The sequence below is a fragment of the Deinococcus aquaedulcis genome (assembly GCF_019693445.1).
In the GTDB taxonomy this organism is placed as follows: Bacteria; Deinococcota; Deinococci; order Deinococcales; family Deinococcaceae; genus Deinococcus; species Deinococcus aquaedulcis.
Genome location: NZ_JAHRBL010000010.1, coordinates 92,887 through 106,194, shown reverse-complemented (window position 1 = coordinate 106,194; position 13,308 = coordinate 92,887). Strand labels below are relative to the sequence as shown.

13 protein-coding genes are annotated in these 13,308 nt (G+C 69.7%); 8 read left to right on the top strand and 5 right to left on the bottom strand.

Annotated features, from left to right (window positions below; all coding sequences use genetic code 11):
• Positions 1-50: 50 nt before the first annotated feature.
• The 4 genes from KMW22_RS12750 to KMW22_RS12735 are packed head-to-tail and all read left to right on the top strand — an operon-like array spanning position 51 to position 3,582.
• Positions 51-1,196, top strand: coding sequence for an LptF/LptG family permease (locus KMW22_RS12750; protein ID WP_221090422.1), 1,146 nt, complete (start codon positions 51-53; stop codon positions 1,194-1,196).
• The gene (locus KMW22_RS12745) at positions 1,193-2,311 is read left to right on the top strand and encodes an MGDG synthase family glycosyltransferase (protein ID WP_328774690.1); all 1,119 of its coding nucleotides are present in this window, start codon (positions 1,193-1,195) and stop codon (positions 2,309-2,311) included. Before KMW22_RS12750 ends, KMW22_RS12745 begins: the two co-directional genes overlap by 4 nt.
• Complete coding sequence (locus KMW22_RS12740; protein WP_221090421.1) at positions 2,308-2,997, top strand: polysaccharide deacetylase family protein; 690 nt, start codon at positions 2,308-2,310, stop codon at positions 2,995-2,997. Before KMW22_RS12745 ends, KMW22_RS12740 begins: the two co-directional genes overlap by 4 nt.
• A gap of 54 nt (positions 2,998-3,051) precedes the next feature.
• Positions 3,052-3,582, top strand: coding sequence for a GrpB family protein (locus KMW22_RS12735; RefSeq protein WP_221090420.1), 531 nt, complete (start codon positions 3,052-3,054; stop codon positions 3,580-3,582).
• A 65-nt stretch (positions 3,583-3,647) separates the two neighbouring features.
• On the opposite strand, the gene KMW22_RS12730 is transcribed toward KMW22_RS12735, so the two are convergent.
• Together KMW22_RS12730 and KMW22_RS12725 are read right to left on the bottom strand one after the other, a co-directional pair.
• Positions 3,648-5,477: an arginine--tRNA ligase gene (locus KMW22_RS12730; RefSeq protein ID WP_221090419.1), complete on the bottom strand. Its 1,830-nt coding sequence runs from the start codon at positions 5,475-5,477 to the stop codon at positions 3,648-3,650.
• Between the two features lie 24 nt (positions 5,478-5,501).
• A complete protein-coding gene (locus KMW22_RS12725; RefSeq protein WP_221090418.1) occupies positions 5,502-6,500 on the bottom strand; it encodes a hypothetical protein in 999 nt (332 codons plus the stop codon).
• Positions 6,501-6,794: 294 nt separating this feature from the next.
• Here KMW22_RS12725 and KMW22_RS12720 point away from each other — a divergent pair, with 294 nt between their 5' ends.
• Positions 6,795-8,828, top strand: coding sequence for a thioredoxin domain-containing protein (locus KMW22_RS12720; protein ID WP_221090417.1), 2,034 nt, complete (start codon positions 6,795-6,797; stop codon positions 8,826-8,828).
• Here the strand turns inward: KMW22_RS12720 and KMW22_RS12715 are convergent.
• The 3 genes from KMW22_RS12715 to KMW22_RS12705 are packed head-to-tail and all read right to left on the bottom strand — an operon-like array spanning position 8,825 to position 10,682.
• Positions 8,825-9,484 carry a GNAT family N-acetyltransferase gene (locus KMW22_RS12715; RefSeq protein ID WP_328774689.1) on the bottom strand — a complete coding sequence of 220 codons (660 nt, stop codon included), beginning with the start codon at positions 9,482-9,484 and terminating at the stop codon, positions 8,825-8,827. The genes KMW22_RS12720 and KMW22_RS12715 overlap by 4 nt on opposite strands.
• 8 nt (positions 9,485-9,492) lie before the next feature.
• On the bottom strand, positions 9,493-10,185 hold the full coding sequence (gene rpiA / locus KMW22_RS12710; protein WP_221090416.1) for a ribose 5-phosphate isomerase A: 693 nt from the start codon (positions 10,183-10,185) through the stop codon (positions 9,493-9,495).
• Positions 10,182-10,682, bottom strand: a complete 501-nt coding sequence (locus tag KMW22_RS12705; protein WP_221090415.1) for a peroxiredoxin — start codon at positions 10,680-10,682, stop codon at positions 10,182-10,184. The genes rpiA and KMW22_RS12705 overlap by 4 nt, the downstream gene beginning before the upstream one ends.
• 548 nt (positions 10,683-11,230) lie before the next feature.
• Between KMW22_RS12705 and deoC the strand changes: the two genes are divergently transcribed.
• From deoC to mreC, 3 genes are read left to right on the top strand one after another with little or no spacing between them, the layout of a single operon-like run.
• Entirely contained in the window at positions 11,231-11,893 is a 663-nt protein-coding gene (gene deoC, locus KMW22_RS12700; RefSeq protein WP_221090414.1) for a deoxyribose-phosphate aldolase, read from the top strand.
• Complete coding sequence (locus KMW22_RS12695; RefSeq protein WP_221090413.1) at positions 11,894-12,520, top strand: Maf family nucleotide pyrophosphatase; 627 nt, start codon at positions 11,894-11,896, stop codon at positions 12,518-12,520.
• Entirely contained in the window at positions 12,517-13,296 is a 780-nt protein-coding gene (gene mreC / locus KMW22_RS12690; protein ID WP_328774688.1) for a rod shape-determining protein MreC, read from the top strand. The genes KMW22_RS12695 and mreC overlap by 4 nt, the downstream gene beginning before the upstream one ends.
• Positions 13,297-13,308: the final 12 nt, after the last annotated feature.

Sequence of the window (13,308 nt, the reverse complement as noted above, 5' to 3'; positions counted from 1 at the left end):
TTTCCCACTTCCCACACCCCACACCCCACTTCCGGGGCCGAAGGCCCCTCATGACCCGACTCACCCGCCTTGTCACCGCCGAGCTGTGGCCGCCGCTGCTGGCCGGGACGGCGCTGTTCACGGCCATTCTGTGCTTCGGGTATTTTTTCGTGTCCAGCCAGTGGCTGCAGGGCGTGCCCCTGGGGCTGGTGGGCCAGTGGATCGCGTATCAGGTGCCCGACACGCTGGTGAAGGTGCTCCCCATGGCGGTGGTGCTGATGACCGTGGTGGCTTTTGGCCGCATGAGCACCGAGCGCGAACTGGTAGCGGTGCAGTCGGGGGGGATCAGCCTGGGACGGGTGGCGCGGCCAGCGGCGGTGACTGCCCTGCTGGTCACAGCGCTGAGCGTGTGGCTGAGCCTGTGGGTGGCGCCACGCGCCAATGTAGAGACGCGCGGCCTGTACTGGGACACGCTGACCGGCGCCGGGCTGGGGCAGCTGGCAGGCAAAACGGTGGACCTGGGAGGTGGCCTGACCCTGTACCTGCGCGGCTATGACGCCGTAACGCGCGAGTTGCAGGGCGTGCGGGTGGAGAAGTGGCAGGCGGACAACCACCAGCGCGGCACCCTCATCCTGGCCGAGCGGGGCACCTACGAAGGGCAGCGGCTGACCCTGCGGGACTACGCCACCTTTGCCGTGGATTTCGCGGCGGCCCGGCAACTTACCCGGCTGCCCGAAGGCGACCCGGCGGCCTTTCGCGCGGCGGTGCAGGCGGTGTTTCCCAGCGTGATCGTGCCGGAAAAGACCAGCGATTCCCTCACCGTGGACACGGGCCTGAGCCGCAAGGAAACGCTGGCGAAATACGCCGACGCCATTGGGGCCGATGCCCAGGGGTGGCGCGAGCTGACCGCCATCCTGCGCGACCCGGAGGCCAAGCCCGAGGACCGGCATCAGGCCCGCCTCAGCCTGAACCGCAAGCTGGCCCTGCCTTTCGCCAACCTCGTACTGGCGCTGGCGGCGCTGCCATTTGCGCTGCGCTTTGGCCGGACCCTGGGGGTCAGCCTGGGGGTGGCGCTGGCGCTGGCCGTGGCGTATTACCTGCTGTTTCTGGTGGGGCTCACGGTGGCGGGGGCTTTTCCCACTTTCCCTGAACTGGGTGTGTGGCTGGCGAATATCGCGTTTCTGGCCCTGGGCCTGACCCTGCTGAGGCGCGCGTGACCGCCGGGGACCCGCTGCGCGCGCTGATCGTGTCGGCGTCGTTCGGCAGTGGGCACCACCAGGCGAACGGGGCCCTGGACGCCGCCCTGCGGGCCCGGGGCGTACCGCTACAGGTGCGCCATGCCGACCTGCTCAAGTACATGAGCCCAGTGGAGCGCACGGTCACGGCGGGCACCTACGACCTGTGGGTGCGGCACATGCCGGCGGTGTACCGCGCCTTTTACCAGTGGACCGACCGCGAACAGGCGCCCACCGCGCAGGTGTTCGGCTGGCTGGGCTACCGCGCCATGCGCCGCGACGTGCAGGAGGTGCGCCCGGAGGCAGTGGTGAGTTCGTACCCCACGCCCGTGGCCCTGGCCGACAACGTGCGCCGCCGCACCGGCGCCGAATTCCTGAACGCGCTGGTGGTCACCGACTACCGGGTGCACCAGCACTGGGCCCGCGCTGAAGCCGACCTGCTGATGGTACCCAGTGAGGAGGCGCGCGAGCAGATGCTGGGCTGCCGCATTCCGCCGGAGCGCGTGGCGGTCACGGGCATTCCCATTGCGGGTATCTACCGCGAACTAGTCGGGGCCGACAAGGCGGCGCTGCGGGCCAAACACGGCCTGGACCCAGAGTTGCCCCTGATTCTGCTCTCGGCAGGCGGCACCGGCAGCTACCGCGCGCAGGGCCGGGTGCTGACCGAACTGGCGAACCTGGGGGTGCGCGTGCAGGTGCTGGTGCTGGCCGGCGCCGACGGGCACGGGGTGGCCCAGCTGGGCGGGGCCACGCTGCACCGCCTGGGCTTTACCACCTCGTTTCCCGAACTGCTGGCCGCCGCCGATCTGGTGGTGGGCAAAGCCGGCGGGCTGACCGTGGCCGAGGCCACCACCCTGGGCGTGCCGATGGTGATTCACGCCCCTATTCCTGGCCAGGAGGAATACAACGCCCTGTACCTCGAACGCCGGGGCGCGGCGATCTGGGCCCGCACGCTGGCCGAACTGCGCCCGGCCGTGCTGCGCGCCCTGGACGGAGACGAGCATGCCCGCATGTCCCGCGCCGCCCACGCGGCCAGCCAGCCCGACGCCGCTGACCGCGTGGCCGCCGAACTGCTGCGCCGCCTGGGGCGGGTATGAGGCGCGCCCTGGCCTGGGGGGGCGCCCTGCTGCTGGGGTACATCGGCCTGCCCTACCTGCTGGTGCAGCGGCTGAATCTGGGGGTGCTGCGCGAGGGGCCGCCGCGCCCCGGGCAGCTGGCCCTCACCTTTGACGACGGCCCAGACCCCCAGACCACGCCCGCTGTGCTGGACGCCCTGAAGGCGGCAGGGATGCACGCCACCTTCTTCGTGCTGGCCCCCCACGCCGAGGCGCACCCGGCCCTGGTGTGGCGCCTGCTGGCCGAGGGCCACGAGGTGCAGGCCCACGCCGCGCGACACCTTCACGCCTGGGTGCGGTCGCCGTGGTCGGCGTTTCTGGACCCCGGTGAGGCGGCGCGGCGCATTGCGGCCGTGACGGGGCAGCCGGTCACCCTGCACCGCCCGCCCCACGGGGCCTATACCCTGGCGACCATTCTGGGGCAGCGGACGGCAGGGCTGCGCGGCGCCCACTGGAGTGTGGAAGGCGGCGACTGGCAGAAGGGAGCATCTCCGGGCCGTACCCTTCAGGCCCTCCTCCCCCGGCTGCGGCCCGGCGCGGTGGTGGTGCTGCACGACGCCGGGCCAGGGGCGCGGGTCACAGTGCCTATGCTCCCGGCGCTGCTGCAGGCCATGCAGACACAGGGGCTGAGGTCGGTGACGCTGAGGGAGCTGGAAAGACAGACATAAGGTCGCCGCCCCGCCGTTCCGTTTCCAGCGACGCCCGCGCCCTCCACTGCCCCCATGACCCTTGGACTCAAACGGGGCATGGTCGAACTGCGGCCCTGGTCACCGGCCTACCCGGCGCTGTTTGAACAGGAACGCGCCCGCGTGGCCGGGGTGCTGGGGACTCTTGCCAGCGATATCCAGCACATCGGCAGCACCAGCATTCCGGGGCTGGTGGCCAAACCGGTGCTGGACCTCGCGGTGGCCGTGCCGGACCAGAAAAGGGTGGCCGCCTGTGCCCAGCCACTCGCCACCCTGGGGTACGTGTTCATGGGCGACCCGGTGGGCAAGGGGGAAGCCTTTTTTGCCCGGGGCAGCGACGAGGCCCGCACCCACTACCTCCATGTGCTGAGCGCCGGCCACCCGCACTGGCACGCCTACCTGACTTTCCGGGATGCACTGCGCCAGAGTGCGGACCTGCGCGACGACTACGCCCGCCTCAAGCAGACACTGGCTCAGGCCCACCCAGAGCAGCGCCGGGTCTACACCAACCGTAAAGGCGAATTCATTGAGCAGGTGCTGAAAGGCCGGGTGCCCTCCCCCAGCTGATCACTTTCAAAAAGCGGTGGAGCGCGGCCCTTGGACCACGCTCCACACGCCACGCTTCCCGCTCCTTACATCGCCGCCGGAATCTCAATCCCAATCAGACCCAGCGTGTCTTCAAAGGCCGCGCGCAGACGGGCCACCAGCGCCAGACGGGCCTCGCGCAGCCCTTCGGGGCTCTGCAGCACGTTGGTGGCGGGCTTGCCCTGCTTGTCCTTGGCGTTGTACCAGGCGTTGAAGCTGGTTGCCAGATCCAGGGCGTACTGCGCCACCCCGTGCGGCGAGTGGAGGCGCACCGCCTGGGCCACGATTTCCGGAAGTTTCGCCACCTGCTTGGCCAGAATCAGGTCCACCTCGGGCACCGCGTCCCAGTTGGCGCCCGTGCCGTCTACGGCGTACCCGGCCTCCTGGGCCTTGCGCAGAATGTTCGCCGCGCGCACGGCGGCGTACTGGATGTACGGCGCGGTGTCGCCACTGAGGCTGCTGGCCTTTTCAAGATCAAAGTCAAACGAGCGGCTGGGCTCGTTGCGCAGCATGGCAAAGCGCAGGGCACCCACGCCGATGCGGCGGGCAATTTCTGGCGCGTCGGCGCGGCCGGCCAGTTCGGGGTTCTTGTCGCTCAGTTCGGCAAAGCCGCGCCCACTGGCTTCTTCCAGGGCGGTGTCTACCGCCAGGGTAATGCCCTTGCGCCCGCTGATGGTCTGGCCGTTCAGGTTCACGAATTCGTAGCTCAGGTGAATCGAGCGCGCTTCCTTTTCCTGTTCCCCGGCCACGCCCAGGCTGCTTTTGACCAGCATCTGCGGGTGCTTCTGGCGCGAGTCAATGACATTGATGACCTCGTCGCAGTGCCCAAAGCGCTTCTCCGTGTCGGGCTGACCGTCGGGGGCGCTGGTCCAGATGGTGTGGCCGGCCGGGTCCTGCATGAAGGGCCTGAACTTCATGCCTTCAAAGAGGCCAAACTTCCAGAACTGGTAGCCAATGTCCTTGGCCACGTACATGGCGGTGCCGTCACTGCGGCGCAGCACCACGTTGGGTTCTTCCAGGCCCGGCATGAACTCGGACACGTCCATCACGAAGGCGCCGGCAAACTTGCCCTCAGTGGGGTGCGAGGTGTAACGGCTGCTCTCCAGAATGTTCATGGCCTGGGCCAGGAAGCCGCTGCCCACCACGTCGGACTCCCAGACCAGCAGGTCGTACGTGGCACCAATGCGGAAACAGGTGTCCAGCTGGGCCTTGACGGTCTGCTCCACCAGCGGGCGCAGCGCGCCTTCTTCCAGCTTGTGCATGACCTCGCGGATGCCCGCTTCCAGGCTCTCCTTGGCGGGATCGGCGTTCAGCTGCACGTAGCCTTCGCCCAGCCAGTGGTCGTACTTCTGCGTGCCGTCCCAGGTGCGGCCGTAGTGGTTCATGGCAAACAGGCTCTCGGCCGCCTGACGGCCGGTGTCGTCAATGTAGTTCTGAACCTCTACGGCAAACCCCGCCGCGCGGAAGATGCGCGCCATGGAGTCGCCCAGCACCACGTTGCGCAGGTGGCCCACATGCAGTTCCTTGTTGGGGTTAACCGAGGTGTGCTCAATGACCACCTTGCCGCCCTGCGCGGGCATGGCGAAGGGGGCATCCACCACGCCGCGCACAAAGGCGGCCGTGTCCACGAAAAAGTTCAGGAAGGGCCCGGCGGCCTCCACGCGGCTGATCCCGGCCGGCAACTGCACGGTCTGCGCCAGGGTCTGCGCCACCTGGGCGGGGTTCTGGCCCAGCATTTTCGCCATCTGAAAAGCGGCGGGGGTGCCGTAATCGCCGGGCTTGTTGGCCGGGGTTTCCTGAATGGCGGCGTCCAGCGGCGCGCCCATCTGGGTGGCCGCCGCTTCCACCGCTGCCTTGAGTTGTGCCTTCAAGTCCATAACTGCGCAGTGTACGGGAGGCGGCTACGGCACCGCCAGCACCGCCGAGGCCGAGAAGCCGAACCAGCCCGCCGTGACCCGGTAGCGCCCCGCTGGCACCTGCTCCCCCAGACTGGTGCGGCCGTTCCAGCGGAAGGTCACCATCTGGACGAAGCCGGGCGCCAGCCGCACCCCCACGCCCAGGTCGGCGCAGGGGCGGTGGCCGTCCTGCCACACGCGCACGCCACTTGCCAGCGCGGTCACGGCCAACGGGTGGCAGGGGCCGGTCATGCCGGTCAGCGGCCGGGCGGCCCGGTTAGTCACCATGAGGGTCAGCAGGTACCCCTCCCCCTGGCGCCGCACGGTGAGGGCCGCGCGATGGGGCCATGCGCGGGCGCCGAAGGTCACGGGGGGCAGAACGGTCAGGTCCAGCGCGGCGGGGTCCAGGTTGCGGCGTTTCAGGGCCTGCAGGAAAGCTGCGCGTGACAGGTCGTCCACCACCGTCACGCGCAGGCGGGGCCCTACCATGCTCAGGCCCGCCACCCCGGCGCGGCTTTCGCGCAGGGCCGCGCGGTACGCCTCTGGGGTGGGCGTGGGCCGGGGAGCGCGGCCAGGGCTAACCACCACCCAGGCCGGGTTCGCAACCAGCCACGCGCGGCCGGACGCTGGGCGCACATTCCAGCCCACCCGGTACTGGCCCTGCCCGGCGCGGCGCAGAGGCACGCGGCGGTGGTATTCGTAGCGGGCGCCCGGGGGGACGGTCAGCACCTGTCCAGTGCGGGTGCAGGTGGGGGCCGACCCCTGGGGAAGGAGGCGGGTCTGCCCGGCCCATCCTGCAGATGTGCCCAGGTCACCCCGCAGGATGGGGGCGCCCGGGCTCAGGCAGGTCAGGGTGACGGGGCGCGGGCCCGTGTTTTCCAGCACAGCGCTCAGGGTGATCTGCCCGGTGTCTTTCAGGTACAGGGGCGAGGGCGGCACCTGCAACGTGAGGCGCTGGGCAGAGGCGACAGAGCCCAAGGCGAGCAGCAGCAGAGCGCTCCGCAAACCCACACGAAGGGGAGTGGCTGGTGGGCAGAACAGCGGCATAGGGTGAGCTTAGAGCGGCGGCTGAAGACGGGAGGCCGCTGTTGCCTTTCGCTGGAAGAAGGCGCGCCGGAGCCTGGGAGCCCTCTCAATCCCAGAGGTCGCGGGCGTTACCCAGAGCAGAAAGGGTGCCCGCCTCCCATGTCCGGCCCCTCCAACCATGAGGCGTCCCGCTCCTCTTCCTTCTCTCCCGTGAAGCCTCTCCTGCCTGTGGCCTCATCCCGGGCCCCCTCCCCCACAGGCTACGCTGCCCCCATGAACCGTCTTGCCCAGGAAAGCAGTCCGTACCTTCGCCAGCATGCGGACAACCCGGTGCACTGGTGGCCCTGGGGGCCAGACGCCTTTGCCGAGGCCCGCGCGCGCGACCTGCCGGTGCTGCTGTCGGTGGGCTACGCCACCTGCCACTGGTGCCACGTGATGGCCCACGAAAGCTTCGAGGACGAAACCACGGCCGCCTACATGAACGCGCACTTCGTGAACGTGAAGGTGGACCGTGAGGAGCGCCCCGACGTGGACGCCGTGTACATGGCCGCCACCCAGGCCATGACCGGGCAGGGCGGCTGGCCTATGACCGTCTTTCTGACCCCGGACGGCGAGCCTTTTTATGCCGGCACCTACTTTCCCCCACGCGACGGGCACGGCATGCCCAGCTTTGGGCGCGTGATGGCCAGCGTGGCGCGGGCGTGGCAGGAGGACCGCCCCAAACTGCTGGGCAACGCCCATGCCCTGACCGAGCATGTGCGCGAAGCCACCCAGCCCCGCGCGGGCGAAAGCGAGGTGGGCCCGGACGAAGTGGAGCGCGCGGCGGCCAACCTGCGCCGGGTGTTCGACGAGACGAACGGCGGCTTTGGCGGCGCGCCCAAGTTCCCGGCCCCCACCACGCTGGACTTCCTGCTGACCCGCCCGGACGGCCGCATAATGGCCCTGCACACGCTGCGGCGCATGATCGCGGGCGGGATTCACGATCAACTGGGCGGCGGGTTTCACCGCTACAGCGTGGACGGGCAGTGGCGGGTGCCCCACTTTGAAAAGATGCTGTACGACAACGCGCAGCTGACCCGCACGCTGCTGCGGGCCTTTCAGGTCAGTGGCGATCCGGCTTTCGCGGACGCCGCGCGGCGCACCCTGGCCTACCTGACGCGCGAGATGCGTTCACCGGGCGGCGGCTTTTACAGCGCCCAGGACGCCGATACGAACGGTGTAGAGGGCCTGACCTTCACCTGGACCCCAGCGGAGGTGCATGCCGCCCTGAATGACGAAGCCGACGCCGAACTGCTCTGCCGCCACCTGGGCATTGCCGACCCCGGCAATTTTCACGACCCCCACCGGCCGGACGCCGGGCGCCGCAGTGTGCCGTATGTGGCGGTGCCGGTCGCCGACCTCGCCGCCGAGCGGGGCCAGAGCGAGGAAGGCCTGAGCACTCACCTGGAGCGCCTGAAAGCCCGCCTCTTCCTGCTGCGCCAGGGCCGCCCCCAGCCCGGCACCGACGATAAGGTGCTGACCTCGTGGAATGGACTGGCGCTGGCCGCTTTTGCGGACGCCGCGCGCATTCTGGGTGAGGGTCCCTATCTGAGCATCGCCCAGCGCGTGGCCGGCTTTCTGCACGAGCGGATGCGGGCGCCAGAGGGCGGCCTTTACCACGTCTGGTCCGGCGGACAAGCACGGGTGGAAGGCTTGATGGAAGACCACGCCCTGGTGGGTCTGGGTCTGGTCGCCCTGTTCCAGGCCAGCGGCGAGGAGCGCTGGCTGACCTGGGCGCGTGACCTGTGGGCCGTCTGCGGGCGCGACTTCTGGGAAGAGGAGGCGGGCGTTTTCCTGGCGTCGGGCGGGCGGGCCGAGAGCCTGCTGACCCGCCCCGCGCCTGGCTTTGACAGCGCCGTGCTGTCGGACAACGCGGCGGGCGCGCTGCTGGGGCTGTGGATGCACCGCTATTTTGCTGACGAGACGGGCGAGGCCAGGGCCCGGCGGGTGCTCTCGGCGTTCCGGGGGGACATGCTGGCGGCGGCCGGGGGCTTTGGGGGCCTGTGGCAGGCGGCAGCCTTCCTGCACGCCCCGCACACCGAACTGGCGATTCTGGGCACGCCCGAGGAGCGCGCACCGCTGGAGCAGGTGGCCGCGCGGTTTAGCCTGCCCTTTACTGCCCTGGCCTTGACCGAACCGGGCGGCACCCTGCCGGTGGTGCAAGGCCGCCCTGGGGACGGCACCGCTTACCTGTGCGTGAACCATGCCTGCGACCTTCCCACCCACGACCCGGCCACGCTGGAGCGGCAGTTGCAGGTGCTGGGCTAAGGTCGGGCGACCCCGACCGCCCCACCCAGCACCAGGGTCAGGCACAGGTGCTCGGCGGGGTGCCCCAGCCAGGGCGTCCACAGGGGCGTGACCCGGCGCGCGGCCACCGTGAAGCCCAGCCGCGCGTACAGCCGCAGGGCCGCTGCGTTCTCGGCGGTGGTGGCCAGTTGCACGCCGGGTACGCCCGCACCGGCCAGGACCCGCAGATGGGCGTGCAGCAGCGCCTCACCCACGCCCTGCCCCCGCACCTCTGGCAACAGATTCAGGTGCAGATGGGCGGGAAAGGCGTGCTCATCGGCGTGCGGGGCCGGCCAGCGGGCAGCGCGCCAGAGGTATGGCAGGCCCCGGAACCCACTCTTTTGCAGCAGATCCCCGGCCCGCTCCACCACCAGCCCTGCCAGCGCCCGCCGGTACCGCGCCGGAGACGGCGAACCCAGGACATAGCCCACCACCGCGCCGCCCTGCTGCGCCACGAAGCCACCGAAGCCACCGCCCCGGAAGTACGGACCCACCCACAGGGCCGCAAACAGCGCCGCATCGGGAAAATACCGCGCGGCGCTCTGGCCGAAAAATCCGGTTTGATAGGCCACGCGCCCTACCGCCGCCTCGTCCCCGGGCTGAATGGGGCGCACGGTCACGGCGGGAGGCAGAGGCACGGCGCGCCTTAGCGGCCCTGTGGCGTAAGTTCGGTCACGCCGTCCGGCGCCGCCACGAACGCCCGCTCGGCCATGCCCAGGAAGAGCCCGGTGTCCACCACGCCCAGCAGGCCCTTCAGGGTCCGTTCCAGGACGGCAATGTCGTGCCCCTCGGGAATCTGGGCATCAAAGATGTAGTTGCCGTTATCCGTCACGTAGGGCTGGGCGCCGCTGTGGCGCAGGCGGCCAGCGGGCAACACCTCACGCAGGCGCTCGATGGTGCTCAGGAAGCCAAACCGGGCGATCTCGATGGGCAGGGCCGACTTCTCGCCAATGCGCGTCACCAGCTTGGTGTGGTCGGCGATCACGATAAAGCGCCGCGCCTGCACCTCGGTCAGCTTCTCGCGCAGCAGGGCGCCACCCAGCCCCTTGATGAGGTCGAGGTTGGGCGCAATCTCGTCGGCACCGTCAATGGCGATGTCCAGCGGACGGGGGTCAAGCGCTTCCACCGGAATACCCACCTGCCGGGCCAGGGCGTCGCTGGCCTCGCTGGTCGCCACGCCCACCACGCCACTCAGCTCGCCGCTCTGCAGCTGGCGGCCAATTTCCTCAATGGCGTACTTGGCGGTGCTGCCGGTGCCCAGGCCCACTCGCATGCCGCTTTGCACCAGGGCCACGGCGCGCAGGGCGGCTTCTTTTTTCAGGGCCTCAAGGTCGCTCATGCGGGCCCCCGCGCGGCGCGGTCCTTGTCAATGGCGGCGGCCACGTGATCGGCGTGGCCGTCCACCTTCACCGCCAGCCAGCTCTTGACCAGCGCGCCATCCGGGCCAATCAGGAAGGTCTGGCGCTTGATGCCCTCGGTGACCTTGCCGTACATGTTCTTCGTGCCGTACGAGCCGATCTGGCGCAGGAACGCCGCGCCGTCATCGCTGAGCAGCGGAAAGGGCAGGCTGTATTTCTCGGCGAATTTTGTGTGGCTCTCGGCGTCATCGGCACTGACACCCAGAATGGCCGCGCCGTGGCCCCTGAGCAGCGCGTTGTCACGGAAATCGCAGGCTTCCTTGGTGCAGCCGGGGGTGTCATCCTTGGGGTACACGTACAGCACCACGTAGCGCCCCGCGTAGTCGGACAGACGGTGGGTCTGCCCCTGGGCATCCGGCAAGGCGAAGTCGGGAAAGGGCTGGCCCGGCTGGGGGCTGGCGGGGGAAGCATCGCTCATGGCGTTCAGGGTAGCGCGGGGCGGAGGATTGAGGGTCAAGAGGGCGAGGAGAGTTGGCAGGTCTACGAGGTCGCGGCGTGGCGCTGTGTGAGGTCGAGGGGTCAAGGCGTCGAGAAGTCGAGGGGAGGGACGACAGGAAGGTTTTGGAGGGCCTTCCACTTCCCGGCCAATCCCGGTCCCGTCCAGACCCCCTCTCGCAATGGCTCGGACAGTGGCAACAGTTCGCATGCTGCGAACCGACCAACACGCTGTTTTTCTCCTCCCCCCTTGTGCGGGACTCGCAGAGCTGCGCAGCAGAGGCTGGGGCTTGAAAAGCGGCGCAGCAGAGGGGGGAAGCGGGCATGGCGTTCGAGACGACATTTTCGCAAATGCCGCCCGCCGGGCCCGAGGACTGTCCGAACCATTGCCCTCGACCCCTCGACCTTTCCTCGACTTCTCGACCCTTCCCCGACAGCCGCCTACCCCTGCCCCCAACTCCTCACCAAACCCCTGCCCCCTCCTCCTTTCGGCTCAATCTTTCTCAAGACATCGGGGGTATTCTGGGGGGCGTGAAGCTTGCGCCGTACATTGACCACACCCTCCTTAAAGCCACCGCCACGCAGGCGGACATCATCCAATTGTGCCAGGAAGCGCGCAAGCACAGCTTCTACGCCGTGTGCATCAATCCGGTTTACATTCCGCTGGCCAAGGCGCAGTTGGCGGGCAGCGACGTGAAAGTGGCCACCGTGTGCGGCTTTCCCCTGGGCGCCGTGAGCCCCGACCAGAAGGCCGCTGAGGCCCGCGCCAGCGTGCAGGCCGGCGCTGACGAGGTGGACATGGTTATTCACATCGGCGCGGCGCTGGACGGCGACTGGGCCAGCGTGGAGGCCGATGTGCGCGCCGTGCGGGAAGCCACGGCGGGCGCGGTGCTGAAGGTCATCATTGAAACCTGCTACCTGAACGACGAGCAAAAGCGCGCCGCCACCGAAGCGGCTGTGCGCGGCGGGGCCGACTTCGTGAAGACCAGCACCGGCTTTGGCACGGGCGGCGCCACCCCCGAAGACGTGCGCCTGATGCGCGAGGTGATCGCGGGCCGCGCCCAGATCAAGGCGGCGGGCGGCGTGCGCAGCGCCGAGGACGCCAAGGCGATGATCGAGGCAGGGGCCACGCGCCTGGGCACCTCGGGCGGGGTGGCGCTGGTGGCCGGTGAACAGCTGGGCGAGGGGTACTGAGTGACCCCCCAAGGCAGCGGCGCCGGAGACGCGGGGCCGCAGGTCATTCTGGCGTCGGGCAGCCCCCGGCGCCGGGAATTGCTGGGGCTGCTGGGGGTGCGCTTTACCGTGCAGGTCAGCGGCGAGGCCGAGGACAGCAGTGACACCGACCCCGCCCGGCTGGCGGCCGAACTGGCGCGCCTCAAGGGCCGCGCGGTGGCGCGCACGGCACCGGAGGCCGTGGTGCTGGCGGCCGATACGGTGGTGGCCATTGAGGGTGAGCTGCTGGGCAAACCCGCCGACCGCGCCGAGAACGAGGCCTTTGTGCGCCGCCTTTCCGGCCGCACCCACGAGGTGTTCACGGGTGTAGTGGTCCTGCGCGGCGGGCATGAACAGGTGGAAGTGGCGCGCACCGCTGTGACCTTCCGCACCCTCAGCGACGCCGAAATCGCCTACTACGCCGCCACGGGCGAGGGGCTGGACAAGGCCGGGGGTTACGGCATCCAGGCCGTGGGCATGGCCCTGGTGGCACGGGTGGACGGTGAATACGCCAACGTGGTGGGCCTGCCGCTGACGGTGACCACCCGCCTGCTGCGCGCCGCCGGGGTGCCGGTGTGGGGGCAGAGCGCCGGGGTGCCCGGGGCGTGAAGGCCCGCGCCGCGCTGCTGACCCTGCTGGGGCTGCTGGCCCTGAGCATGGTCACCACCCGCTTTCAGGTGGTGCCGCCCGGCGCGCTGCGCTCGGGCATTGCGCCGCTCTCGCAGCTGGCGGTGGTCGCCGCCGACAACGTGCGCCGCGCCTACCAGACCCTGGTGTCCGAGCGGCAACTGGCGGCCCAGGTGGGCACCCTGCAAAAGGAAAACGACGTGCTGCGCCAGCGCAACGAACTGCTGACCCGCGAGGTTTCGCGGCTGCGGCAGGTGGTGAAAATCACGACCACCCAGGCGCCCAACGCCCTGGGAATTGCGCAGGTGGTGGCGGTGGACCCCAGCCCGCTGCTGGCCCGGCTGGACGTGAACAAGGGCGCGCGCGACGGCGTGCGGCTGCGCATGCCGGTGACGGTGCCGCGCGGCCTGGTGGGCCAGATCACGGACGTGAGCCCGGGCCACGCCACCGTGCTGGCGCTGGTGGACCCGGAGAGCACCGTGGGCGTGACCCTGCAGGGCAACCGGGGCGGGCGCGGCGTGGCCCGGGGCGTGCCGCCAGACCGCCTGCGTGCGGCGTTCTCGCGCTCGGTGCCCATCAAGCCGGGCGACGTGCTGGTCACCAACAGCCTGGGGGGGGTGTTCCCGGTGGGCATTCCGGTGGGCACGGTGGAAAAGGTGCTGCCGCTGGGGCCCAACGACATCAACCGCACGGTGATTATCAAGCCGGCGGTGGACGTGGGTGTGGTGGAAGACGTAACGATTCTGGAGGGCCTGTGACGTCCGGGAGGC

Bases quoted from the DNA above. Each gene is read 5' to 3' on its own strand.
- KMW22_RS12735 (WP_221090420.1), top strand. From the start codon at position 3,052: ATGACCCTTGGACTCAAACGGGGCATGGTCGAACTGCGGCCCTGGTCA.
- KMW22_RS12730 (WP_221090419.1), bottom strand. From the start codon at position 5,477: ATGGACTTGAAGGCACAACTCAAGGCAGCGGTGGAAGCGGCGGCCACC.
- rpiA (WP_221090416.1), bottom strand. From the start codon at position 10,185: ATGAGCGACCTTGAGGCCCTGAAAAAAGAAGCCGCCCTGCGCGCCGTG.
- KMW22_RS12740 (WP_221090421.1), top strand. From the start codon at position 2,308: ATGAGGCGCGCCCTGGCCTGGGGGGGCGCCCTGCTGCTGGGGTACATC.
- KMW22_RS12750 (WP_221090422.1), top strand. From the start codon at position 51: ATGACCCGACTCACCCGCCTTGTCACCGCCGAGCTGTGGCCGCCGCTG.
- KMW22_RS12705 (WP_221090415.1), bottom strand. From the start codon at position 10,682: ATGAGCGATGCTTCCCCCGCCAGCCCCCAGCCGGGCCAGCCCTTTCCC.
- KMW22_RS12720 (WP_221090417.1), top strand. From the start codon at position 6,795: ATGAACCGTCTTGCCCAGGAAAGCAGTCCGTACCTTCGCCAGCATGCG.